This is a genomic window from Primorskyibacter sedentarius (assembly GCF_004342065.1).
In the GTDB taxonomy this organism is placed as follows: domain Bacteria; phylum Pseudomonadota; class Alphaproteobacteria; order Rhodobacterales; family Rhodobacteraceae; genus Primorskyibacter; species Primorskyibacter sedentarius.
The window spans coordinates 1-25600 of record NZ_SLZU01000007.1; the positions used below are offsets into that span (position 1 = coordinate 1).

Sequence of the window (25600 nt, forward strand, 5' to 3'; positions counted from 1 at the left end):
ATTGCCAGTTTCGAAGTCTATTCGATCATGCAGATAGCAACATGTTTGAAAAAGGCGTTCCCTGCCTACAGCAAAAAGATGCCAAAATTTCAAGCACCTGATTGGGTTATCCGGCTTTACGCTATGGTTGATGCAGACGTGCGCGGAAGCGTCAAAGAACTGGGCTACAATCCGATTTTGGACGAAGCACCCGGCCGCGCCTTGCTTGGTCGCGCACCCATCCGGCTCACTGACAGTTACACCGCAACAGCGCAAAGCTTGATTGAGCGCAATTTGGTTTGATGCGCTGACGCGGAGAAGCGGGGTGCGGCGCAAACGCGGCGTTACACCCCATTTTCAGCAGAATGAACCTTGTTACCTGACGAACGAAATGACCATGGGCGCAGGTGCCGCGAGTGGCCACTTAGTCCGCGTCCTGCCAGTTCGAGCATTGCGCAGCGAACGGTTGTGCTTCCCGAAGCTGCCACTCCTGAACCGCGCAGCGAAGGAGGAAGGAGAGCCCACTTTGACGGATGCTGCACGCTGCCCCTATGGCAGCTTGTGTCAGATTGCTTGTTGGAGAATGTTAGAGTCATTACGGTTTCGAAAGGCGATTTTATGAACTCCGACATGCCAGCCCTTGGCCTTCGACAAGCTAGCCTCAGTTTGGTCAGGTACGATCCGAGGTGGGCCGAGCTTTTTCAAGAAGAGGCTGCCTTGATTTCTAAAGAGCTTCCCGATGTGATTTTCGACATAAACCATATCGGCAGCACCTCTGTGCCGGGCCTTCTGGCCAAGCCTATCTTGGACATCGCAATCCGTTCCAACGACGAAGAGTTGATAGCCGCCGCACTGAGTAGGTTGGGCTATATTGATAGAGGCATCCGAAGCGGCCGTCTCTTCATACGTTTGCGGGATGGGGATATCAGGACGCACAATCTTCACCTTTATCAACCAGATGACTTCGATTGCCGGGACCAAATTACGTTCCGCGACGCCTTGCGTTCGAACAGCAACCTTCGGGACCAATATGCCGCGCTAAAACAAAAACTGGCGAAAGAACTCGGAGATCAAGGTCGCGGCCAATACGCTGGCCGGAAAACAGACTTTGTTAGCGCGGCAATCAGTGCTCATCGAACATAGAAGACCGCCAAAAGCAGCCATTCAGTTCTAATCAATGAAAGGCAGCAAAGTCCGCGTGCCGTTGTACGACCTTCGAAAATGCTGCGCGATCCAAGAACGGCTGCAATGCCTAAGCTGCGCCGCGGCGTTCTACCGGCCTTGGCGCGACAACCAGGCGTGCTTTGCAAGATTCTGCAAAGCCCGCTATCTGCGCATCGCTGTCGGACGAGCGCCCTGCGGCATATCCGATTGACCCAAAGGCGCTCCGAGCGTCAGCTTTCGGGGATCAGCCCGCTTGATTGTGCTATGGCAGAGCGGATGCTGCGCTTGGCATGAATGTCGATTTCGGGCTGCGACAAGTCTACCGCCGCTTTTGCCACGAAGGTTCATTTGCCTAAAACGCTCATGATCACGACCTCGGTCTACCGTCGGAGACGCCGGACAGGGTGCAGGGACAGATGGCGAATGGTCCTTGCCGTGGTGTGTCCAGAGAGGGGAAGGCCCCCTCTTTGGTCCGAGCCGGACAGGCTGCCAGGGGGTGCAGGGGGAGTGGCGAACGACGACCCTGCGAGTGGGGATGAAAGGGGTGGGCGAAACCTCCCTTTCTCGGGCTGAAAGCCCCGTGAGGGTTTGGGAGAGTTGGACGTCTCCCAAGGTCGCCGCAGGCGGCCAGGGTCCAGGGGCGTGCCCCTGGCGAACGACAGGCCGAACAGAAGCGCCGTAGGCGCCGGAGTGCGGGCTGTTTAGTGAGTAATCTCCTGACCTCCCCCGCTGATCTTTCTGCACAAGACGACTCACGACGCCCGAACCATCGACCGATTTTCTGATCTCATAGTCTGGAGATCAAAGAATGACGTCGAAAAAACACCCCATCGTGCTGCGGTTTGCCGGAATGGATCCAACCGACATCGGCGGGTATGAAGCTCACCGCTATCGCAAATATGGCGACCTCGGGCATATCGATCGCAACAAGCCGGAGCCGCGCAGGTTGCTCGGAACCCGCACATGGGCCCAAGAAGCGCTTGCTGAGATCAATCTGATAAAGATGGAGACCTTTGCAGCGGAGCTGGCCGAACTGGACCGGCGCAACCGCCGCAAGGATCTGAAAAAGCGCCGCATTGAAGGGCCTCGCAACCCGTGGCGTGCGTCCCGCCACGGGCCACTGCGGGAGGTGATCCTGACGGCCAACAAGGATTGGTTCGAGGAAACTGAAAGCAGCGATGAGCTGTTCAATACCGCTCGCGAACGGCAATTCGAAGAACGCGCGATTGCGTGGCTCAAGGAGAATTTTGGCGACGACGTCATTCACGCCCGCGCCGACACCGATGAGCAGGCCTATCACATCCATGCGGTGATCATGCCGCGCGCCACGGTCCACAAATACGGCGTCGAGTGCCAGGTATTGCAGCCTTCGGTGCATCCGCTGATCAAGAATTATGAGGCGGCGCAAGATAGCGTCGGTGAGTGGTTCAGCGACATCGGTCTGGTTCGCGGCGAAGCCCGAAAGCAGGCAATTCGGGATGCGTTGCACAGCGGCAAAGCGCCGCCAAAGAAACGACGTCATGTGCGTCCAGCGGAGTGGCGCGCTCAGGAAGAGGTTCGGCTGGCACAGAAAGCAGCCCGGCTTGAAACCCGGCGTCGCGACCTCACCGAACGTGAGGAGAACGCTGATGTCGTCATCGCATATGCCGAGGCTGTCGCCTCTGGTGATATCGACGAGGACGGCAAACCGCGAGAGGCGATGCCCGCAACAAATGCACCAATCCCCCCTGCCCGACGAAGCGGAATCGGATTTGCCACAGCTCGAAAGGCGTTCCGAACCGCCGCCCAAAGGTTGGCAAAGAGAGCAGAAGCCAAAGCGAAGCAGGCTGCGGAAAGGCGGATTGCCGCAGAGGTTTCCGAGATCAAGAAGGCTGACGACGTCATCCTCCAAATTGCCCAGCACCTGCCCAAGGACCTTCGCGCCAGGATTGCCCAGATACGCCGCCAATTGACCGCCAGCATCATGGTTCTCGATCCTGAGTTGCGCGCGAAATCAAGCTCCCGTCGCGCGGCAAATAAAGGGAAGGATCAGCCGTAAAATCTTCCACTTGGAAGAACCTAAGAAAAAGAATTAAGCCAATTCAGATGGTTGAGATTTTTTTGGCAAAAAACGCTGCTGCAGATTCCGACATCGATTCGAAGCGTCCGAAGTTATCCGTAACCGAACGCGGCGGGCGGCAAACCCAAGGCTTCGGTTGAATGTAAAACCTTAAACTGGAGTCCCAGACATGACAAAATTCCTGCTGCCAACTACCGCCCGCAAGGCCCAAAGCTCCGCGTTCGTTCCGACCGAAGCGATGAACCGTCGTTTGACGAGTGCAATACTTACTGTCGCGCTTCACGCGGACAAAGAAGCCCGTCGGGATGACAAGATACAGCGAGAGGCACGCGCCGCCGTTGCCGCCACGCTCGACACCTGGATTGCTTACATGTCGGAGAATGACCCCGGACGGGTCGAAGATCTGTTCTTCGAGTTCGCGTGCTTCGCGACAGCGACAAATCGCAAGCGGATGCTCAAGCACTCGCAAGTTCCCGAAGGCGTTGCAGAGCGGACTGACGTGCAGTTGGCGCAGTGGAAAGCCGACGCTGCGGCGCAACGAAGTGCTTCCGAAGCATCGCCCGCTGATGAAAACGGTCGTGGCGCATGAGTGCGCGGCCCCGTGCGCCAATCTGCGGCGGGGCCACACCAAGCCAAGTCAGAGAACACAATGTTTCCATATAAAGGCCTTACTACTTGCACCCACAGCGCCTAACTCAGTGCGAAGAACAACGGAGATCGACATGTAGCCAGCCATTCCCCCGCCCCCGAAACCAGCCGCAAGCCTGCGGTGGTGGGGTATGGAGTGCCATGTCCACCAGACACGCCGCGCGGGTAGCGGAGACGAAAACCGCCCACATCCGCCCAGTTCGAAACGCCGCCATCGACGGCCAAATTGAACGGGTTCTTCGCGCCAGAGAACAGATCGCCCAAAAGATCAACAAAGGCGAAGAATGGATGATCCCCCTGCTCAAACGCTTCAACGCCGAAATCGAAGCGCTCGAAGAGAAACAGGATCTGATCTACCAAGCCGCCCAAATCGCAACCCACGCCGCCCCCACCCGGGCGGCGTGATGCGTTTTGGCAGGTGATCCGAAGGGCGGAGGTGCAGACGGAGCGGACTTTCCCGTCGCAAATTTGTAAATCCAATTATAGCGGCTCAACCAGTCATTGGCCTAAAGTTCCATGGTCATCTCATGCCAAGTCATACCGCCATGGTCAGAGGCTGATGGCTGCACATATTTGTACCCAAATTTCTCATAGAGTGGTACATGATGTTCTTTGCACATGAGATGGATTGTTGATTTGTTCATCCGACGCATTCGCCTGACGAATTCGTCCATCAGCGCCCGTGAATGGCCTTGACCCTGCGCCGTGGGATCGACGACGACAGACATAATGACGACGTTTGCTGCATCGGGATCATGACCGATAAGTTCTTTGAAGTCATCGTCAGACATCTCTACCTCGCGCGCGCACCCGCAATTGATGAAGCCAGCAACCTTCCCATCCACTTCGAGGATCAGAAAACCCTGCGGGTAGGTCTCTATCCTTTTGGAAATTTTAGAGTGAGTCGCGGCCTCGTCACCCTCGTAGGCGGAGGTTTCGATTGCGAAGCAACGGTCTGCATCAGAAATATTCGCGTCTCGGAAATGTCGCTGAAACATCTGTTATTTGTCTTCTCAATTGTCTTGCAATGGTTTCAACATAAGTATCCAGTCGCCGCCGGGTCCATCCCAATCGCCTTTCACCATCGGGCGCCGGGCAACCTGCGAAAAGCCGCAGTTATGATAAAGCCGGATCGCACCGACGTTTTCGTCGGCCACGACAAGCGCAAGGGATGCGTGTCGACCGTCACGCGCAAGTGCTTCGGCCTGCTTCACCAGCATTGCCGCATGCCCCTTACCGCGATATTCCGGCAGTGTTGCGATGACGTTGATGCACCAACTCCCCGGCACCAAGTTCTCAAGCTCCATGAGGGGAACCCAAATAGGGTCCACGCCCTCTGTGGAAACTGGCTCTTTAGTGTGCGGCTGTCCCATGAGCACGGCCTCGACTCCGTTGCCTTGATCCAACACAATCACAACCCAGCCGGAATTCACTTGGTCAATTTGCTGCAAACGCCCCTGTTCCCAAGGGTCTCCATCTTCGCCTGTCGCTTTGGTCCAAATGTTAAAGAGCACCCCCCCTGACGCCATGTCATTCAACCGCGCCACCGTGGTTGCATCTTCAGGATGGAAAAGGCGCAAAGGTGGAATAGTTGCTATGGGCATTTTCTCTGAAGTCGCTATTTGGTTTGATCCGAGTAGGCCGTCAACTTACCAGACTTTGGCCAAAAATGCACAAGCCCGTCAATTTGGGCCTCAAAGCGGTGCTTGGTGCTGTGACATTCGTTTGCGACGTGCTTCTCGTCCTGTCCATGGATGCGCCACCATATCGCTCACGCAAAGTGATCTGGCACTGGCAACATGACCCTCTGAGCAAGCTCCTGTCGCTCCGCCAAATCCATGGCGTCGCCATATACCGGGCGCCCACGGATTACCTTGACGCTATGCCCCATCATTTCGCCGCTGACGTCCATACGCTTTGTCGCGTCCAAAATCCGGCTTTCCCACGTGTGGCGCACACCCCCGATCGTGTGCTTTGCGGAGGGCATTAGATCATTGCTTCGCAGATACTTGTTCATCGTACCAGAATAGTTGCTCTTGCCCCGGTATCGCGGAAACCCATTGGGATGGCGCTTGGCGGCCGCAAGGGCAACGCCTACCAAGGGGACCAAGCGCACGGATGCGCTGTTCTTGATCTCTCTGCGGTCTTCCCCCTCTTCGAAAGCCAATCGCAGGTGGGGGACCGGGTGATCCAGTATGATGGCGCTGGCCGGTAGATCGTGGATCTCGGACTGACGACACCCCGTCTCGATCGAGATCAAGAGTATGTCCCGTGCTTCAGCGTTCGTCGCCTCAAAGGCCCCCGGGGCAAACCACTTCTCGGTGATCCAATCCACGGGAATTTCCAGCTTTCGCGCTTCAACTTTGTGCCGGTCCTTGAGCGAAACCCGTCGATAGGGTTCGGGCGGATTTGGCTGGGCGATGCTCTCGTAATATCGACGCAGCATTCCAGCCATGTTGGCAAAGTCCTTGTTGGCGCTTTGCATGGAAAGATTTTCGGCGGCGATCTTCTTTTGCCACCAGGCTTTGTGCTTCAGGGCCGCAGCGTGGTCGATCACCGACACGGATATGTCTTTGCCGCCCAGGGCTGCAGTCAGGTTAGCGACCGCACGCTTGCGCGGATTTCGCCAGAGACGCATCTGATTATCGCTCTTGAACCTGTTATCGTGGGCCGCAAGACGCTCGACTTCATCGACAAGCCCTGACAGCGCCAGCGCAGGCTCATCCACGGCCCCCAGGAGGGCTTTTGCCGTCTGCGTGGCCGGATCGGCACCGGCTGCTTCCACGCGGTCCAGGATCTCATCCAGTGGCGCATCCATGAGGTCAGATATCGGGCGATAGGCGAAGCCCCGCGCCTGCGCGATTTTCTGTGCCGCGCGGTATGCACTGGCGTCGTCTGGGCGCTCTTTGATGACCGTCATCTCGTCAAGCTCTGCGAGCAGCTTGGCTTTCACATCCGGCAACAACTCACGGGCACGACGCTCGCTGTCGGTCGCAAGACTGCGGTGGATTTCCTTGCGCCCGGCGACGGCAAGATACCGTTTGGGCACGCGCATCCTCAGATGCCAGATGTCGCCTCTCTTGATCAACCCAGCCATCCGTGCCACCCGTTTCCATACATTCCGCCGTACCCCGCTTGTCAGAGCGTTGCTACACAATTTGCTACACATTTCTCGACTGAAGCGAAATCCATAAATCACCTAACTACCTTGAAAATATTTAATTTTTCACAAACGGTCATAGCGAAAAGAATCTCTGTCTCTCCGCCATTTCATTCCAGATCCGCTAGCTATCAGCTAGGCTGGCAGACACACCACTGGCGCGGATCCTCACCCCTTGCGCCAAGCGATGTCTCGGCGGCGTCACGCGATCCGGTTGAGATACGCGGTTGGGCTCTGGCCGGTCCAGCGCTTGAAGGCGCGCACGAAAGAAGACGCCTCTGAAAAGCCAAGCAGATAGGCCGTTTCACTGACCGACACCTTGCGCGCAGTAAGATAGTCCAGCGCCATGCGCCGGCGTAGGTCGTCGTGAATGTCAGCAAAGGTCTCGCCTTCTGCCTTGAGCCTGCGATAGAGCGTTTGTCGGCTCATCCCAAGATCACGCGCCAGCTGGTCCATCGACAAAGAGCCCTTGTGCAGATCCGGCAGGATCGTCGCTTCGATCCGGTCCCGCAGCCGTTCCGAGCGCCCGAGCGCCTCAAGAAGCGCGTCGGCATGGCGGGTGAAGATGCCAAAACTGTAGGCATGCCCTGGCTCGAAGGCCGAGTCCTCGCTAAGCCACACCGGATCGATCCTCAGCGCGTTGCGCGGGGCGTCAAAGCGGACGGGGATGCGGAACAGGTCCGGATATTCGGCGGCGTGGGGCGGCGGCGGATACGTGACTTCCATCTCCAGCGCGAAAGGCAAATCTGGAAACGACCGGCGAAACTCGCTGATAAACCGCGCGAAGGAGGCTTCCAACCCAAGGTAGTCAGGCCCCACAACCGCGATGTGATCAACGATCCAGACTGCGCCACTTTCCTCAAGCAATTCAAACCGGTCACGTGTGCCCGCGATCTCGACCTCTGCCATCAGGCGCAGGTAGCGGTTGAGCTGCGCGATGGAATGGGCAAGCGATTGCGAGGAATGCACGATCTGGCCGACGACAGAGATCGCCTCAAGCTTCGTCTCGAACGTGTGCCGGAGGAGGAGCGCCGTGTCCCCCGTCGCCGAAATCCCCGCCATGACCAGCGCCTGATAGGCCGCGACGGGAACACGCGCGTCCTGATCTTCAAGCTCCGCCTCGGTCAGCCCTGCTGACGCCAGAAGCGTTTGCCGTGAGGCTCCCCGCTGGGCGGCATAGTCCAGAAACGCCGCTGCGAAACCGGCGGCCATGGTGGGCTGGGGCATTGCGTGCATCCTGCTGAAAACTCGGCGTCACTCCGAATTCCAGACTTAGCCGCAAATAATTTCGATGTCATTGCTTCGGACGGCGCCCAGATCAAGGCGCGCGTCACAAGGTGCAATCCCGGTCCTGCCCCGCATTCGCGCGCGAACGCAAATCATCATCACCGTATTTGGACACGTCTCAGACGCCCGGATCATGAATGGGTGGCAGCACCGGCTACACCGCAGTCACAACCAAGACCGAAGGTCGCCCCCCCTACGCGCGATCAGGAGGATGACCGACGGATTTCATCCGTTGACGCCGGTCCGGAGCCTGCCGCGCGCATCGACTTCGTAGGGAACTGTCCAGGCCCTAGCGCGCCGCCGACACCCGCCAGATTATGTCACCGACGTCATCCGCCATCAGCAGGGATTTCCCATCCGGCCCCACGGTCACACCGACAGGCCGTCCATAGGCCAGTTTCTCGTCCTCGGACAGGAAGCCAGATAGGATGTCCCTTGCCGGTCCGCTCGGCGCCCCTTTTTCAAACGGCACGAAGATCAATTTGTAGCCGCTCAGCTTCGACCGGTTCCAGGATCCGTGCTGGCCGATCACCATGCCGGCACCAAAACCCGGCAGCGTGCCATCGGGCATCCAGCACAGACCAAGCGACGCCGTATGCCCGCCAAGCGCGAAATCAGGCGTGATCGCCTTGGCGACCATTTCGGGATCCTGCGGGACGCGGTCGTCCACCGTCTGCCCCCAGTAGCAATATGGCCAGCCGTAAAAGCCGCCCTCCGCGACGGATGTCAGGTAGTCGGGCGGGGTTTCATCGCCCAGACCGTCACGTTCATTGACCACGGTCCAAAGCTTGCCGGTCTCCGGCTCCCAGGCCATGCCGACGGCATTGCGCAAGCCGGACGCGAAGATACGCGCCTGACCGGTTGCCACATCCAGTTCCCATATCGCGGCCCGGCCTTGTTCGACCTCCATCCCCTGATCGGCGATATTCGTCAGCGACCCCACTCCGGCGTAGATTTTCGTACCATCGGGCGAGACGATCAGGCTGCGGGTCCAGTGGCCATGCGGCTTGAACTCTACCAGCGTCTCTCCGTCACCCGAAAGAGCGGTGTCGCCGGGCGCATAGGTGAACATCTTGATACCATCTGTATTGCCAAGGTAGAACCGGTTGCCCACCAGCGCCATACCGAAGGGCTGGTTCTGGTTCTCGACAAAGACCTCGCGGATCTCTGCCGTCCCGTCGCCATCAGCATCGCGCCACAGGGTGACGCGGTTCGCACTTGTGCCGATCGCCTTGACCCGCCGCATTGTCGCCTGTGCTGCATGGTCCATCAATGTCTTGGGCGGGCCTGCCTGCTCTTTTGACTCTGCAACCAAGACGTCGCCATTGGGCAGAACCTCGATCCAGCGGGGATGATCCAGCCCGGAGGCGAACGCGTTGACCGCCAATCCCGGTGCGCAAGTCGGCAGGTGCCCATCCTTCCAGCCCTCGGCTGCCGGCATTTTCAGGGTCATGATACCTTGCTTGCGCGCTGCGGGGATCTCTGGGGCGGCACCGAACGCCTGATGGGAAGGCGATCCCAAACGCCGCACGAATGCGACGGTACCGCCCACCAAGGCCGTTGCTCTGGCGATGAGTTCCATATCTGCCACCTCATTATGTTCGAGTCAGGTTACCCAGAGACATGTACCCGCAACATCCCGCCTGCGCGACCGAGAAATAGCGAAAGAGGCACGCCCGGAGGGATGTGGCAGCGCGATGTCCTGCTTGGATTTGCACGCAGTTTGGCGCGTCTTTGCCCTTCCAATGCGTCCCCGGTCGAGGTGTCTTGCAGGTCTTTGTCGCAGATCTGACGCAGCGGTCGGCCAGAATGTCGCCTGCCAGTGAAATATGCGCCAACCCACAAAGGGGTGAGGCATCATCGCGACGCCCCACCCTTGTTTCAAAGCACCCTACCCCGCCTGAACGGTCGCGGCGGATGCTTGCTGTGTTGTCGTCCTGCTAGATCGCAAGGCGCCAAGGCACAGCGCACCGATGGCCAGCTCGATCACCAGAGCGGCCAGTATCTGCTCACCGGGCCAGCCGTCGAGCGCGATACTGACACCGCGACCGAAGGCAAAGGCGAGAAATACGAGCGCCCCCACTGCGGCGGACATCCGTGCCAGACCGGGGCGCGCCACGCCCGCCAGGATCAGTGCCCCAAGGGCCGCGAGATTGGCGCCGGGCGCACGCAGCTCGCTCAGCAGGACGGGGTCGGTTCCAACGGTCAAACCATATCCCGCATAGAAACCATGCGGCGCGAAGGTGATCGCAAGGCCGATGCCAAGCGCGGTAAGCCCGGCGGCACCAAGGGAGAGTTTCTGGAATACAGACATGGAGAGGTCCTCACTCTGTGAAAGTTCAGGCCGCGTCCGCCCAGGCGTTGGACCGGGCGGCCTGTTCGGCGAAGGATGTGAAATCGCGCGGCGCACGACCAAGCGCGCGCTGCACGCCGTCCGCAAGATGCGCGTTCCGGCCATCCAGCGTCTCACGGGCGATGCCGGTCAGCACATCGGCGATCATCTCGCCCTCCGTTGCCTGAATAGCCGCGTGAAAATCCTCGAATGAAATCGGCAGATAGGCAATGTGGCGTCCGGTTGCAGCCGAAAGCACCTCGGCCATTTGTAAAAACGACATAAGGCGCGGGCCGGTGACTTCGTAGGTTTCGCCGTCGTGTCCGGTTTCGGTCAAGGCCGCCACGGCCACGTCGGCGATGTCATTCACATCCACGATGGGCTCTTGCACGTCGCCACCGGGCATTGGCAGCACGCCCTCCATCACCGGCGCATACAACGCACCTTCGGAGAAATTCTGTGCAAACCACGCCGCGCGAACAATGGTGAACGGCACACCCGATGTCCGTACGACTTCTTCCGCGCGCTGAGCATGATGCTCGCCGCGCCCTGTCAGCAGAACGATCTTTCTGACACCCGCCGTGCGTGCCTGCTTGGTGAAGGCGGCAACCGTTTCGACCGCGCCCGGAACGGCAATGTCCGGGTAGTAAGAGATATAGACGGCCGACACGCCCTGAAGCACGGCGCCCCAGGTTTCAGGCGCGTTCCAGTCAAACGGGATCGCCGCCCCGCGAGAGCCCCGGCGCACAGGCAGGCCCCTGGCCTCGATGCGGTTGGCGATACGAGCGCCGGTCTTGCCGGTGGCGCCGAGGACGAGGATGGGTTGAACAGTCATTTTCAGTCTCCTTGGATTTGGGTGATTGTGATTTCGGTACCTCAATGTGACTTAAGGGTTTCGGACGAACCATTCCCGGACGTCCGGCATTGTTGTCCGACCGTCCAGAAGGTCTGGACGTGCGGCATCAGGGGGCGCAGACTTGCCCCATGACAGAGCCACATGTTCCCGACCCCTCTCTTCTCGCCCAGCCCATCGGCGATCCGCTGGGCGAGATCCTGCATCTGCTCAAGCTGACCGGCACCTTTTACTGCCAGTCGCGGCTCAGCGCCCCATGGGGCATCGCCATTCCCGGCTTTCCGGACGTGATGAGCTTTGTCGTCGTGATCGGCGGACGGGGCTGGCTGCAAGTCGGCGAGGAAACGCCGCTCGCAATCCAGAAGGGCGATCTGGTCTTGATGACCAAAGGCGCGCCGATCAGCCTTTTCAGTGATCCGGACGCCCGGCAGATGACGCTCGAAGAACTGCCGATCCGCAAGGTCACGGACCTCTACGAGACGGTGGAGTTCGGCGGCGGTGGAGAGGCGTGCAGCATCATGTATGGCCTTGCCCGGCTGGATCACGCATCAAGCCCGATGCTGATGGCGCTTTTGCCGGATGTGCTCAAGATAGACCCGTGGGAAGAGGATGCGGGAAGCTGGCTGCAAGGCACCCTGCAATTCATCGCCCGAGAGGCGCGCGAGCTGCGCCCCGGCGGCGAAACCGTCATTACGCGTCTTGCAGATGTCGTGGTGATCGAAGCGATCCGGCGCTGGCTGAACCGCTCCCCCGATGCCGATAAGGGCTGGCTGAAGGCCGCGCGGGACCCGCAGATCGGGCGCGCTATCGTGGCCATCCACAGGGATCCGGCGGCAGACTGGACGCTGGCGGCGCTAGCACAGGTTGCGGGCATGTCCCGTTCCGCCTTTGCGGCAAGGTTCACCACCCTCGTCGGCACGCCCGCGATGCAGTATCTTGCCGAATGGCGGATGAACCTCGCGCGGCGGCGGTTGCGGGAAACGTCGCTGCCGATAGGCACCATCGCGGCTGACCTTGGCTACCAATCCGAACCCGCCTTCAACCGTGCCTTCAAGCGGGTTTTCGGCACACCGCCCGGACAAGCGCGCCGCGTCTCGCAGGAGGTGCAAAGATGATGGTGGCCGGAGTGGCGCGGCCCCCAGTCTGCATTGCATGATCGCGTCGGGAACAACCGTGCTGTCATTCATCACGGACGCATCGGCGCCCTCAACCCATGCAAGGCGGCTGACGTAACCAATAGAGTTGGCAAAGCCATCCGGCCCCTACCCGTTCTCGCCGAAAAGCCCCCCCCCGGATACGTAATCGGGCGCATATGGCTTGTTGCGCTGCATCCTCACTGAAAAACCTAGGTTTTGGCGGCGGCGGATCCAGCTTTGCGAACCAATTGCCTTCGCCTATACCTGAAAGTCAGGTGCAGCTTTCGGGACCGCGCCAATTGAGCAGCAGAAGATCAAAGGACGCCAGACAAAAAGAATTGGTCAATACAGCGAATGTCTTCCAATCGGCAAATGGGAAGGGTGGCGCTGATTGGAACCGGGGCGCACGTGACTATGAGGATGGACAACCCAAAACCAGACCTGGCTGGGGACAGCAGTCGATTGCGTGCTTTGTTCGCGGGTCAAACCTATGCGGGGCGTGCCACGGTCTGGGGGTTGCTTGTTGCATGCGGCGCGTCGCAAGCCATCAGCCAGGGACCGGAAGAGCCGCAATCGGCCACTCTGCCCCAAGAGGCGTTCGTCAACACGGCTGAACTTGCGGAACCGAATGCGCAGGAAGTCTTGCTCGATCTGCCAAGCGCGCTTCACTGGTCCCGCCATCAAAGAGGCACGCTCGGTCCGTGGATCTATGTCCTCTATCCCGATGGCACCGCGAAAATTCTGGACGGAACAGACCGGCCGCTCGTCATGGCCTCGCTAAGCTGCGTGGCGGGAAAGGCATGTGATATTGCCAAGGCCGACGGGTCGGGTTTTGTCGTCCCGGTCGGGACAGGCGACCGCCCCGCAGGCCGGGACGGAGACGACCTCGACAGCGTCGCGACATATCTTGCCAAGTGGATCCTTGCAGGCACGGCGCCGCCCCCTCCTCCGCCGCCTCCCCCGGTCGTGGAGCCAGAGCCACAGGCGCCAATCGTCGATCCTGTTCCGGTTTCGGCCATCGCTGACGCGGATGCCACGCCGACTGATGCAGAGGCGGAAACCGACGCCGACGGCGACCTGTCGGATGCAGATGCAGAAGCGGCACTTGCCGAAGAGCAACTGGCTGCCGAGGCTGAACAGTCGGCATCGTTCGAAGACGAGCCGGTCTGCCCCGAAGAGGACTCGTTTCTTCCCGGCTCCTGCGCGCAACCCACCGAACCGCTGCGCCCCCGGACGACGCAACCGATCTTCTCGCCGCCCGCGCCCCGCGCAGAAAGCCCGCAAGAGCAACCGGCAAGCCCACAGGCGGACCGCGCCCCTGCGCCCGCGGAAGAGCCTGCCTCGGACGTGGCCGATCGCTTTATCGACCGTTACAATATCAATTGCTCGATCACCGGCAGCACCAGCCTGGCCTTTCTCAACACGAATGCCGATGAACGCGGCCCTGCCAAACCGCGCGCCAGCCTTGGGTGCAGCGCGCGTCTGACGGATCGTCTGTCGGTGCGGCTTTCCATGATCGGATATGCCAATCCGAAAGAGCAGGAATCCTGGGATCCGGACTACACCTACGCGTTCACCTACCGGGTGAATGAAAATCTGAGCCTTGGCTACAGCAATTACTCTGCCAGGTTTGGCGCTGGCGGAAGCCCGGTTTCCGACCTTCTGAAGGGCAAGTTGCGCGCCAATTACAAGCTGCCCCCTTTCAAGCTGCCGAACGACAAATCGGTCCATTGCAATGCAAGCCTCGGCCTGCCGAAGATCGCGCAGGAGAGCCTCAACCTCTCTTGCGGCTATGCCGTGACAAAGAAGCTGCGCGTCAGCGGGACGGCATATTTCTACGCACCCGGCGGTCAAGGCACCTATCAGCCGGATTACAGCTATACCGCCAGTTACCGGGTCAACGATGATTGGCTGCTGTCCTACAATAATTACAGCAACAACAGATGGCCCTGGAACAAGGGCGAAGCACCGGGCCCCGGCATATTCGGTGGCAGCCTTTCCCTGACCTATAAATTCAAGTTCTGAGCTTGATCGCGCCACCCGCGCCCGACACCTGACGGCAAAGCGACGCCGCGATAAACGGCAAAAAACTATCGCCGGGCAAGTTTTTATGTTCCACTGGTCAAGTGGAGGGCCGGACGTCCAAATGACGACCCTTCGAAATGGTGTCAGGCTGCGTCTTGCGTCGGGCTATAAAGACTGGAATTCGGCAAAAGGAGAAACAAAGGTTCCTTTCCCCGTTGTGCTGTACTTTCGGATATCTCATGTCTCCATCCGTCGACCATACTGATCAAATGAGCCCCAAACCTTTCCTTTGGGGCATATGCAGCGCGATGGTTGGACGTTATGAACCGCCGTACGCCAAGTATCTGTTTGTTTAATGAGTGGGATTTTCCAGACCATGCTCGCAATTAGAGCCAGAAGCCAAGTCACGCCGATCATGCATCCGGGCGTATCCGGGGCTATGGGGCCGCAGGGTGACGGCATGGCGGGATGTGGTTTGTCGTGACCTGCCCGCTCGAAATCATTGTCGCCGAAGACAACATCATCCAGCGGACGTACCTCACGCGTTTGATCGAAAAACTGGGCTACACCCCGATTCCCGCCGCCGATGGCAAGGAAGCGCTGGAAGTCTTGCAGACGAGCCGCGCCCAGATCATCATCAGCGACTACCAGATGCCGCATATCAACGGGATCGAGCTGACGCGCAAGGTGCGCGAGCTCGACCTTGGGCATTACGTGCACATCATCCTGATCACCGGAAGCGAAACAGACGACATCCGTGCAGAGGCGCTTGAGGCCGGGGCGGATGACTTCCTGTCCAAGGGGCGTGACCCTGTTGCACTGCGCGCGCGCATCCGTGCGGCGACCCGGCTTATCAACCATGCCACCGAGCTTGCCGAACAACATCGCATCCTCAAGGAAGCAAACGACCGGATCAACGAAGACCTGAAAGCGGCCGCAAACGCGCAGCGCCAACTGCTGCCCGATATTCACAAGGATATTCTGGGCGTTCAGATCGCATCGGCCTTTGTGCCATCCGCAGTTGTTTCGGGCGACATGTTCGGCTGCTTCGAGCTTAACGAGACCAAGCTTGGCTTCTATGCCGTCGATGTCTCGGGCCACGGGATCCATGCGTCGCTGCTCTCCGTCGCCATCGGCCACCTGATAACGCCCGAGTATTTTTCCAACACCGTCATCAAGGGCAATGGCCCGGCAGACCCGGCGGCACTGGTCGAAGACCTCAACAATCGCTTCAGCGTTTCGGAAAACGACGATTACTTCACCATGTTCTGTGGCGTGCTTGATTGCGAGACCGGAGAGCTGGACTTTTGTCAGGCCGCGTACCCCTCGCCTTTCTATGTCGCACCGGACGGGCATAGCGCGCCTGTCGGAGATGGCGGATTTCCCGTGGGGATGTTCCTGGGCGTCGAGTATGAAAACAACCAGATGACATTCGAAAAGGGCGGATCGCTGTTGATCTACTCTGATGCGGCGCCCGAAGCAGAAAATGCCGAGGCGGTCTCTTACGGCACGGAGCGCCTTCAGCGCCTTGTCGAACAATGCAAGGATGTTCCGACCGACGACATGCCTGACATGGTGGCCAATGTGCTAAAGAAATGGCGCGCCGGACAGGCACTCGAAGATGATCTGACAGTGGTGGCTTTGAAAAGGACCTGACCCAATGATTCACTCGAAATTGCATGACCCTGATATCATGGTCGTCCGCCCCGGCGTCGATCGCCTGACCGCGGTCAATGCCAAGGCGTTCAAGGAAGAGGTCGCCGCCCTGATTGATGCCGGGGCAAGCAGGCTGGTGATCGATTTCAAGGATACCGGTTTTCTTGATTCCTCGGGGCTTGGCGCATTGACCGGCGTGCTGAAAAAGATCGGCCACCGGGGCGATCTGGTGGTCTGCGGATTGAACCCGGACGTGTCGCAGCTTTTCCGGATCTGCCGCATGGACCGGGTGTTTTCAGTCTATGCTGACGAGGCAGACGCGATCCAGGCGCTGAAAGAGAAGTCGTGAAACCATTGCAGTTTCAGATGGCCAACCGGCTTGAGGAAGTCGACCCCACCGTCCTGTTGCTCAAGCAACGGCTGGAAGGGCTGTTGCCGGATGAAGCACAATTTCGCTTTGACCTTTGCGTCACCGAAGCGCTGACAAACCTTGTTCTGCACGCCAAACCATCGAAAGATGAGGCGACCATCGATGGTCAACTGACGATGCGCGGGGACGAGTTCGTCATCGAGCTTTTCGATCCCGAAGGCGCACAGCCATTCGACCTGCGCGACAATGCCCGCTCGTTGTCGGACATTGATGCCATGGCCGAAGGTGGTCGCGGGCTTGGATTGATCCTCGAATGCGCGGATCGTGTCAATTATGGTTCTGTTGGGCGAAGAAACAGGTTAGAACTCGCCTTTAAGGCGCAAAGCTGACCGGCGACGATGTTATTAAAGAGTTATCCTGAACGGAGAGAGATCATGAATACCGCGCCCATCGCGAAAAACCTGACAAAGAGCGCAATAGTCTGTCTTTCTCTGGCGATGCCAGTCGGATTGGCGGCACAGGACGCAGAAGAAACCCCTGCACCGCCGCCAAGCTCGCTGACCGTCGACAACGTCACGTTGAATGGCGAGGAGTATAACAGCGTCACGATCCGGTCGGAATCGCCGCTCTTCATAGACTTTGACGGCTCTACACGCGCCCGGGAATGCTCTCGCGGTACGGGCAGGATGTCGAGCGCGCATTTCGGGCGCAGTGGTCCGCTGACCGACCGCGAGTATGAAATGGCCAAGGTCGCCTGGTCCTATTTCGAGAAACGGTTTCAACCCGAAACCGGTCTGGTGAACGCCGTTGGCTCCTACCCCTCCACGACGCTGTGGGACACGGCCTCTTATATCAGTGCGATGGTGGCGGCGTTTGAACTCTGCGTCATCGACAAGCGTGATTTCGACACGCGGGTCACGAAGCTGACCAACACGCTCCGCAACCTTGACCTGTATCGGGGCGAGGCGCCCAACAAGGTGTACAACACCCAGACCGGGGCAAAGGTGAACTATGCTAACGAACCCGGCGAGGTTGGTATGTCCGCGCTTGATATCGGGCGGATGCTGGTATGGCTCAAGATCCTGAAGGAGCGATATCCTCACCTTGCCAACAGCGTCGACAACGTGCCCATGCGCTGGAATTTCTGCAACCTCGTGAACGAGGATGGCCGGATGTTCGGCTCTTTCACGCAGGGCGATGGCAATACCCGCTACGTGCAGGAAGGGCGGCTTGGCTACGAGGAATATGCCGCCAAGGGCTTTGCCCTTTGGGGGTTCGACGTGGACCGGGCCATGTCTCCGGAGCCGCTTTCCTACACCACGATCTACGATGTGAAAGTGCCCTATGATGGCCGGGATCCGCGCATCTTCAAGAACCAGAACTACGTTCTGACCGAAGGCTATATCCTCGACGGTCTGGAACTTGGCTGGGACATGCCCAGCGATCGCACCAATGACGGTCTGACGGCCTCTCATGGGTGGCGCGCCGAATTCGCGAACCGCATCTACCTTGTGCAGCAGCGCCGGTACGAACAGACCGGTATCATCACGGCGAGGTCCGAGCACCAGGTGAACGGAAAACCCTATTTCGTCTACGACTCGATCTTCGCAGACGGCTATGCGTGGAACACGCTTGACCCGACGGGCGAGTATCAGCCCGACCGTTCGGCCATTGCCGCAAAGGCTGCCATCGGGCTTTGGGCGCTGTGGGATACGGATTACACCGATCTGCTGTTTGAAAGCGTCGCCGACCTTTACGAGCCTGATGTCGGATTCTACGAAGGGCTTTACGAAAACGGCAATGGTTTCATCCCGTTGCAGACGGCCAACAACAACGGCATCATCCTTGCCGCGCTGCTCTACAAGGTGCAGGGGCCGATCCTTCAGCAGGTCAGCAACAAAACGGAAGTCTGGGATACGGCCAATGCCGGGACCGATCTGCGGGACAACAAATGCCATCCGCGCATGATGGAAGAGGTCGTGAATTGCTGTGCCTGCGCGCAGGACGAGATCGAGCCTGTCATTCCGCTTGAAGAGTTTCTTTATTGCCGCCCGGTCCCCACCACCGGAGAGACCGCAGCAACGGATTGCCGGCCGGAAAAGCATAACCTGCCCCTGCCCACGCCGCGCAAGGTGTTGCCCAAATCGTGCAGCAGCCCCTCGGCCTCGCAGCCATGAGTGCGGGCAAGCCAAGGCTGGTCTGGTTCGACGCCAACCGCGTATTCGCAGCGGTTGGCGTCGTCCTGATCCATTCGACAACCGATTTCGGCGGCAAACCCTTTGCCGATGCCGAACCTGCCGAACGTCTGATCCCGGTGTTCCTGCGCTCCTTGGGTGAATTCTCGGGCTCGGAGATGTTCTTTTTCTTCTCGCTCTTCCTGATGGCGATGCGGGTCGACAAGAAGATGCCGAGCTACGGCTCGGCCATCGGAACGCAGGCAAAGCGCCTGCTGATCCCCTTTGCCTTCTGGGTGGTGTTCTACGCTTTCTTCCGCCTGTTCAAGGCAGAGGCGTTCAACTACACCGATTACATCTGGACACAAGTTACCCAGGTTCAAAGCTGGTTCGGCTACTTCATCCTCGGCAAGGTGCAGTATCACATGCACTTCCTGCCCACGCTTTTCGCGCTTTTCCTGTTCTACCCGTTGATGCGCGGTGCCACGCGCTACCCGATACTGGGCCTGACGCTGTTCCTGACGCTTGGCATCATGAACAACACCCAAGGATGGGTCTGGGGTTTGGGGCTGGAGGCCGAAATCCGCGACTATATCATCCGTGCGCTGAAGATCTTTGGCTATGTGGGGTACGGCCTTGCGGCCTTTGCGATCTACGGCCTTTGGAAAGACGGCATCCCGCGCGGTGAAAGCCGACTGCTTCGCCGGGGCGGTTTTTACTTCGCCGCTCTGGCCTATGTGGCGACCCTGCCCTTTTTCGCCACCGCCTACGAGACCGGCAATTGGGGCCTGCGCAGCGGGTGGGATTTCTACGGCCATTTCCTGATGCCGATCTGCATCTTCCTGATCTTTCTGGGGGGACAGTACCTCGACTGGGGGCCACGCTGGTCCAAGCTGGCGAAATACACGTTCGGCGTTTATCTCGTTCATCCCGCGGTGATTGATCTATACGACATCGCGCTGTTTTCCTCGGGCCTTTACGAAGGCATGTCGCCCACCCTGATCGTGCTGTTGCGATACTGCGTGGCACTCCCCGGATCGTTCCTTGTGGCGCTGGGGCTGTCAAAAGTTGGTGTGCTGGCATGGACGGTCGGGTTGGGCCCGACCCCGTGGGAAGCGCGCAAGAAAAAGGCCGCAGGCGCATGATCGAAGACGACTATTTCCTGAAATACGAAGACCGCACGCCGCCGCCCCCCCTTCCCTATAATCCCTGGCGCGAGCTTGTCTGGCAGTTCCTGGCCACGGTCGCGCTTGTCGTGGGCGGCTGGTATATCTGGTGGCGTTGGTCCCATTCACTGAACCCTGACGCGATGTGGTTCGCGGTGCCTCTGGCATTGGCAGAGACATGCGCGTTCTTCGGTATGTTGCTGTTCGTCTTCAACCTGTGGAAAGACGAGCCGATCAAGATCGAGGAACCGCCCGCAGTCCTGCGTGACGTGGCCCCTGACCATCCCGAAGGGGATCGCAAGATCGCCGTCGACGTGATGTTTGCCACCTATAACGAAGATCCGGAACTCGTCCGCCTTGGCATTCAGGATGCCAAGCGCATGACCTATCCGCATCCGATCGACATTCGCATCCATATACTTGACGATGGCCGCCGCCCGGAGATGCGCGCGGTGACCGAAGATGAGGGCGCTAACTACATCACCCGCGACAGCAACGAAGGCTTCAAGGCCGGCAATCTGCGCAACGCGATGGAAGAAACCCACGGCGATTTCCTTGTGATCTGCGACGCAGACACCCGCCCGTTTCCAACGCTTCTGGAACATACGCTGGGTTACTTCCGCGATCCCAAGATGGCCTGGGTGCAGACGCCGCAATGGTTCTACGACCTGCCCGAAGGCGAACGCCTGCCTGCCAAGCTGGCAAATTACCTCGGCTCACCCGGTCGTATGCTGGGCCAAGGCATCGAGAAGATCATCGGCCCGGTAACCTATGGCGACGACCCTTTCGTCAACGACCCCAAGATGTTCTACGACGTCATCCAGCGCCGCCGGAACTGGGTGAACGCCTCTTTCTGCTGTGGTGCGGGATCGCTCCACCGGCGCGAAGCGGTGATGGAGGCAGCGCTGCGCAGCTTTGGCAAGAAAGTCGAAGAACGCACATGGGCGGTCGAGGAAGTCGTGACCGTGTCCTCCAAGGAACGCGAAGTCGCACCGGAACTGATGGAAGCGATCAAGACAGAGGCCGCCGCGACCGAGGTCCTGACCCCCTACCGGTTCCATGTCTCCGAGGATATCTACACCTCGATCGTTCTGCATTCCGACACGGAGCGCGGCTGGAAGTCCAAGATGCACCCGATCGTCGAGAGCAAGATGCTCTCGCCGCAGGATCTGCTTACCTGGACAGTGCAGCGGTTCAAATATGCGGGCGGCAGTCTGGATATCCTCGTCCATGACAACCCGATCTTCCGCAAGGGGCTGACCCTTGGGCAGCGGATCATGTACGGCACGACATTCTATTCTTACCTCGCGCCGCTGTGGAACATCGTCTTCCTGCTTGCCCCCGCGATCTATCTTTTCACCGGCATTTCGCCCGTTTCGGCCTATTCGGCCGAATTCTTCCTGCACCTGATCCCGTTTCTGGTGACGCTGGAGCTGGCGATCATGGCGGGCACATGGGGCATCGCGGGCTATCCGTCAAAGGCCAGCTACCTGTCCTTCTTCCCCTTGGGGTTGCGGGCAATCCTGACTGTGGCTCGCGGCGAGAAAATCTCGTTCAAGGTGACACCGAAGGTTCGCCAATCGGGCAATTTCCTGACCCTCGTGCGACCACAGATCGGCGTGGTCGTCCTGACACTCGCCGGGACGCTCTGGGCGGTCGCTGCCCTGACCTTTGGCGAGACCAACCATTCCGTAAGCGGCGTTGTGGCCAACATCCTGTGGGGCCTGAACAACTGTTTTGCCATGGGCGGCATCATTGCCGCAGCGATGTGGCAACCACCTGAAACAAAAGAGGCCCAACCGGCATGAGCTTTCGTGACAACCTAATCAATGCTCGCAGCCATATTGTCTTTCTGGTGGCGCTGGGATGTGGTCTTGGCCTTGTGCTGCAATTGGAAAAGAACATGCCTGCAGATCCCCCTATGCCAGAGCGGACCAGCGCGCAGCCCGTTCCGGCGGAATTTTCGGCGCCGGGCCTGAGCCCTGCCCCCATCGCGGCTTTTGAGGCCATCGAACCGCTGCCTCTGGCGATCACGGGGTCAAGCCGGCCGGAAGACCTCGCGCATGCCCGCATCGCCTGGACGTACTTTGAAAACAACACCCATCCGGAAACCGGTCTGGTGAATTCGGCGGATCAATACCCCTCCACCACCATGTGGGAAACCGGGTCTTATATCGTGGCCGTCATTTCCGCCGATCTTCTTGGCCTGATCGACAGCGACGAGGCCGAAGAGCGTCTGGGCCGGGTGATGGATACGCTTGCGTCCATCCGTCTGTTCGACGACATCCTGCCCAACAAGGCCTACAACGTGCAGACCGGCGATCTGGTGGACTACTCCAACAAGCCGGTCGAACGCGGTCTGGGCTGGTCGGCGCTGGATATTGCGCGGGCTGTCGGCACGCTCAGCCATGCAGAGCAAAGCTACCCCTCCCTTGCGGGCAAGGTCGCCGCCGTGATGGACCATTGGGATCTGGATCAGATGGTCGAAGATGGTCAGCTGATCGGTGGCAACATGGCCGAGGAAGGGCTGCGCCGCGATCAGGAAGGCCGCGTCGGGTACGGCCAATATGCCGCCAAGGCGATGATGCTGCGCGGGTTCGACATGGTGCGCGCCTACCGCGCCGAAGATCACCTGATGGTCAAAGAGGTCGAAGGACAGCCCATCCCGGTGGATGACCGGCTGCACCGCAATGTCACTCCGGCCTTCACAGTTTCGGAACCTTATGTCTTTGACGGGCTGGAATTCGGGTTTGATGCGCGGTCCCACCGCTTTGCCACCACCATCTACAAGGCGCAGGAGGCGCGCTGGCGTGAAACCGGGCAGCTGACGGCCGTCAGCGAGTCGCATCTGGATGAGGCGCCCTACTTCGTCTACTCGACCATCTGGGGCGGTGGCGCACCCTGGGCCGTCATGACCTTTCAGGGCGAGCGGCTGGACAGCAAGCGGACCGTCACGGTCAAGACAGCCTTCGCCTGGGACGCGCTTTTCGGCACTGACTATACCCAAGAGCTGGTCTCTGCATTAGCGCCCCTGGGCGACACGGATCGCGGCTGGCCCGAAGGCATCTACGAGGCGGACGGATCGACCAACGGTTCGGTAACGGCCAACACGAATGCCGTTGTTCTGGCGTCGCTTGCCTTCCGCGTACACGGGCCGATCGCACGGGCGGACCAATGACGCACAAAATTAGACACGCGCTGACATTTGGCCCGCTGGCCGGCCTGATCGTCGCCTCGCAAGCTGCTGCGGCAGACCCCTGCGTTGGCGCGAGTTTTGACCGCCCGCTGCCCGGCGCAACCGGTGTTGTCACACGCCGCGCCGATGTCCCCTCGCCCAGATTTCCCGGCGTCTGGCAAGAAGGCGTCATCAGTGGCTACGGCTATCAGATCTACGCCAATGGCGAAGCGACGATCAAAGACATCGGGCCAGAGCCCGCATGGTCGGTCTCGGTCCTGTGCGAACCCGGCGCGGAGAGCTGTTCCCAGACTGCCGAAGGGGATCCACCCGCGGCGGCGCTGAGGGTCGCGGATATGATGGGTCAGTGTTTCATTGCACCGGAAACCGTGAAGGCCCCGTTGCCACCGGCGCCGGAGCCCGAAAAGGTTGCGCCGGAAACCGATGGCTGGGCGCTCGACCCATCCGGTTCAGAAGAACCCGATGGCCCGGACACAACGGGCAGGCCAGAGACACCCGACCCGTCTGAAAGAGAGTTGCCACCCCCCGTTTCCGACACGCCTGTGGCCCTGCCGCCGCTCCCCCCGCTTGTCCCTGTAGAGGAAGAGGTCGAAGAGGCCCCTGTTGCGGATGAAACCCCGACAGCCCCCTGCGGTATCGCTTCCATGCCCGAAGGGGCACCGGGCCTGACCTTGCAGCGGCTGATCGTCGAGGCCGGGGCCGATCCCGGGCCGCTTGACGGGTTTCCGGGCCGCAGAACCCGTGCGGCACTGGAAGAAATCCTCGGGCCGTCCGCAGCGGCGTTGAGCAATGAAGAGGCTATCGCTGCCCTGGACGCGCTGCTATGCGCGCCGACGACTGAATAGACCGTCGCTGCTTTCCGCTTGGGGGCCTCCGCGAGGCCCCCGAAACCGTTGAGGCAACCGCCCTTCGGTTAACCGATGCGGTAGTTCGGCGACTCGCGGGTGATCTGCACGTCATGCACGTGGCTTTCCTTCAGCCCGGCCCCGGTGATCTTTACAAACTGGCAGTTCGTGCGCATCTCATCGACCGTGGCGCAGCCAGTGTAGCCCATCGCGGCGCGCAAACCGCCCACCAGTTGGTGGATCACCGCCGTTGCCGTGCCCTTGTAGGGGACCTGACCTTCGATGCCCTCGGGCACCAGCTTGTCACTGGCCGCATCTTTCTGGAAATAGCGGTCGGCAGAGCCGCGCGCCATCGCCCCAAGAGAGCCCATTCCACGGTAACTCTTGAAGCTACGGCCTTGATATAGAATGACTTCGCCCGGGCTTTCATCCGTGCCCGCAATCATGCTGCCAACCATCGCGCAGGAGGCACCCGCCGCAATTGCCTTGGCAAAATCGCCCGAAAACTTGATGCCGCCATCGGCGATTACCGGGACATCCCCAGCCCCTTTGGCGCAATCCATGATCGCGGTCAGCTGCGGCACGCCGACGCCCGCGACCATACGCGTGGTGCAGATGGAGCCCGGCCCGATGCCCACCTTGATCGCATCGGCACCCGCCCCGATCAGGGCGCGCGTGGCCTCTGCCGTGGCGACATTGCCCGCGACAATCTGCACCTCGTTGGACAGCGCCTTCGCGCGTTCAACAGCGTTGGCAACGCCTTCGGAATGGCCGTGCGCCGTGTCGATCACGATCATATCGACACCGGCCTCAACCAGCGCCTGGCTGCGTTCGAAACCGGCATCGCCCACGGTCGAGGCCGCAGCCACACGAAGCCGCCCCAGACCGTCCTTGCAGGCGGTCGGGTTCAGCACGGCCTGTTCGGTGTCTTTCAGCGTCAGCAGCCCGGTCAGCTTGCCGTTCTTGTCCGTCACCAGCAGCTTTTCGATCCGCCGGCCCTTCATCAGGTTCTTGGCTTCCTCGCGATCAGCCGGCTCTTGCAGAATGGCAAGATTGTCCGACGTCATCATCGCGCGGACGGGCGTATCGTCATGCTCGGCAAAGCGCATATCGCGATTGGTGACGATACCGACCACCCGGCCCTTTTCATCAACCACGGGAAACCCGGTGAAATTATAGCGCTCGATCAGCGCCTTGGCATCCGCGAGCGTCTGATCGGGCGTCAGGGTTACCGGGCTGTAGACGATGCCGGATTCGAAACGTTTCACCCGGCGTACTTCGCGGGCCTGCTGTTCGATATCAAGGTTGCGGTGGATCACGCCCATCCCGCCGGCCTGCGCCATTGTGATGGCCATCCGGCTTTCCGTCACCGTATCCATGGCAGAGCTGAGCAACGGAATGTTCAGCGCAATCGCCTTGGTCACCCTTGTGCGGGTGTCAGCGGTGTTGGGCAGCACGTTGGATGCTGCGGGAACCAGTAATACATCGTCGAAGGTGAGTGCCTCGCGAATCTCCATGGAACAGACCTTTCGGTGGGAGCGTCGTTTGAC

The 25600-nt window shown here is 59.8% G+C and carries 23 protein-coding genes; 15 read left to right on the forward strand and 8 right to left on the reverse strand.

Annotated elements, in window-relative coordinates:
- From EDD52_RS23680 to EDD52_RS11175, 5 genes are all read left to right on the forward strand, one after another.
- Positions 1-282 (forward strand): hypothetical protein (locus EDD52_RS23680; RefSeq protein WP_207906012.1); only part of this gene is annotated, 282 nt, incomplete at its 5' end.
- Between the two features lie 315 nt (positions 283-597).
- Entirely contained in the window at positions 598-1122 is a 525-nt protein-coding gene (locus EDD52_RS11160) for a GrpB family protein (RefSeq protein ID WP_132244935.1), read from the forward strand.
- Between the two features lie 829 nt (positions 1123-1951).
- Positions 1952-3181 (forward strand): plasmid recombination protein, encoded by a 1230-nt coding sequence (locus EDD52_RS11165; RefSeq protein ID WP_132244938.1) that lies wholly within the window; start codon positions 1952-1954, stop codon positions 3179-3181.
- Between the two features lie 190 nt (positions 3182-3371).
- Positions 3372-3791 carry a hypothetical protein gene (locus EDD52_RS11170; protein ID WP_132244941.1) on the forward strand — a complete coding sequence of 140 codons (420 nt, stop codon included), beginning with the start codon at positions 3372-3374 and terminating at the stop codon, positions 3789-3791.
- 200 nt (positions 3792-3991) lie between these two features.
- On the forward strand, positions 3992-4255 hold the full coding sequence (locus tag EDD52_RS11175) for a hypothetical protein (RefSeq protein ID WP_132244943.1): 264 nt from the start codon (positions 3992-3994) through the stop codon (positions 4253-4255).
- Between the two features lie 101 nt (positions 4256-4356).
- Here EDD52_RS11175 and EDD52_RS11180 read toward each other — a convergent pair whose 3' ends face one another.
- The 7 genes from EDD52_RS11180 to EDD52_RS11210 form a co-directional block, all read right to left on the reverse strand.
- Positions 4357-4848, reverse strand: a complete 492-nt coding sequence (locus EDD52_RS11180) for a GNAT family N-acetyltransferase (protein ID WP_132244947.1) — start codon at positions 4846-4848, stop codon at positions 4357-4359.
- Positions 4849-4863: 15 nt separating this feature from the next.
- Positions 4864-5454: a GNAT family N-acetyltransferase gene (locus tag EDD52_RS11185; RefSeq protein WP_132244950.1), complete on the reverse strand. Its 591-nt coding sequence runs from the start codon at positions 5452-5454 to the stop codon at positions 4864-4866.
- A gap of 167 nt (positions 5455-5621) precedes the next feature.
- Positions 5622-7049, reverse strand: coding sequence for a DUF6538 domain-containing protein (locus tag EDD52_RS11190; protein ID WP_207906013.1), 1428 nt, complete (start codon positions 7047-7049; stop codon positions 5622-5624).
- Positions 7050-7211: 162 nt separating this feature from the next.
- Positions 7212-8237 carry an AraC family transcriptional regulator gene (locus tag EDD52_RS11195; protein WP_132244956.1) on the reverse strand — a complete coding sequence of 342 codons (1026 nt, stop codon included), beginning with the start codon at positions 8235-8237 and terminating at the stop codon, positions 7212-7214.
- Positions 8238-8586: 349 nt separating this feature from the next.
- Complete coding sequence (locus EDD52_RS11200) at positions 8587-9879, reverse strand: PQQ-dependent sugar dehydrogenase (RefSeq protein WP_132244959.1); 1293 nt, start codon at positions 9877-9879, stop codon at positions 8587-8589.
- A 309-nt stretch (positions 9880-10188) separates the two neighbouring features.
- The gene (locus EDD52_RS11205; protein ID WP_132244962.1) at positions 10189-10611 is read right to left on the reverse strand and encodes a DUF4345 domain-containing protein; all 423 of its coding nucleotides are present in this window, start codon (positions 10609-10611) and stop codon (positions 10189-10191) included.
- Positions 10612-10636: 25 nt separating this feature from the next.
- On the reverse strand, positions 10637-11464 hold the full coding sequence (locus EDD52_RS11210; RefSeq protein ID WP_132244964.1) for an NmrA family NAD(P)-binding protein: 828 nt from the start codon (positions 11462-11464) through the stop codon (positions 10637-10639).
- A 149-nt stretch (positions 11465-11613) separates the two neighbouring features.
- Between EDD52_RS11210 and EDD52_RS11215 the strand changes: the two genes are divergently transcribed.
- The 10 genes from EDD52_RS11215 (at position 11614) to EDD52_RS11260 (ending at position 24050) form a co-directional block, all read left to right on the forward strand.
- Entirely contained in the window at positions 11614-12597 is a 984-nt protein-coding gene (locus EDD52_RS11215) for an AraC family transcriptional regulator (RefSeq protein WP_132244966.1), read from the forward strand.
- A 483-nt stretch (positions 12598-13080) separates the two neighbouring features.
- Entirely contained in the window at positions 13081-14643 is a 1563-nt protein-coding gene (locus tag EDD52_RS11220; protein WP_132244968.1) for a hypothetical protein, read from the forward strand.
- A gap of 468 nt (positions 14644-15111) precedes the next feature.
- Positions 15112-16299, forward strand: coding sequence for a PP2C family protein-serine/threonine phosphatase (locus EDD52_RS11225; RefSeq protein ID WP_132244970.1), 1188 nt, complete (start codon positions 15112-15114; stop codon positions 16297-16299).
- Positions 16300-16303: 4 nt separating this feature from the next.
- Complete coding sequence (locus EDD52_RS11230) at positions 16304-16648, forward strand: STAS domain-containing protein (protein ID WP_132244972.1); 345 nt, start codon at positions 16304-16306, stop codon at positions 16646-16648.
- Entirely contained in the window at positions 16645-17058 is a 414-nt protein-coding gene (locus tag EDD52_RS11235) for an ATP-binding protein (RefSeq protein WP_132244974.1), read from the forward strand. The genes EDD52_RS11230 and EDD52_RS11235 overlap by 4 nt, the downstream gene beginning before the upstream one ends.
- Before the next feature lie 45 nt (positions 17059-17103).
- Positions 17104-18846 carry a DUF3131 domain-containing protein gene (locus EDD52_RS11240; protein WP_132244976.1) on the forward strand — a complete coding sequence of 581 codons (1743 nt, stop codon included), beginning with the start codon at positions 17104-17106 and terminating at the stop codon, positions 18844-18846.
- Positions 18816-19988 (forward strand): acyltransferase, encoded by a 1173-nt coding sequence (locus EDD52_RS11245; RefSeq protein WP_243651905.1) that lies wholly within the window; start codon positions 18816-18818, stop codon positions 19986-19988. Before EDD52_RS11240 ends, EDD52_RS11245 begins: the two co-directional genes overlap by 31 nt.
- A complete protein-coding gene (locus EDD52_RS11250) occupies positions 19985-21817 on the forward strand; it encodes a glycosyltransferase (RefSeq protein WP_132244978.1) in 1833 nt (610 codons plus the stop codon). The genes EDD52_RS11245 and EDD52_RS11250 overlap by 4 nt, the downstream gene beginning before the upstream one ends.
- On the forward strand, positions 21814-23187 hold the full coding sequence (locus EDD52_RS11255) for a DUF3131 domain-containing protein (protein WP_132244980.1): 1374 nt from the start codon (positions 21814-21816) through the stop codon (positions 23185-23187). The genes EDD52_RS11250 and EDD52_RS11255 overlap by 4 nt, the downstream gene beginning before the upstream one ends.
- Entirely contained in the window at positions 23184-24050 is an 867-nt protein-coding gene (locus EDD52_RS11260; protein ID WP_132244982.1) for a hypothetical protein, read from the forward strand. The genes EDD52_RS11255 and EDD52_RS11260 overlap by 4 nt, the downstream gene beginning before the upstream one ends.
- A gap of 68 nt (positions 24051-24118) precedes the next feature.
- Here EDD52_RS11260 and guaB read toward each other — a convergent pair whose 3' ends face one another.
- Positions 24119-25567: an IMP dehydrogenase gene (gene guaB, locus EDD52_RS11265; RefSeq protein WP_132244984.1), complete on the reverse strand. Its 1449-nt coding sequence runs from the start codon at positions 25565-25567 to the stop codon at positions 24119-24121.
- Positions 25568-25600 lie beyond the last annotated feature (33 nt).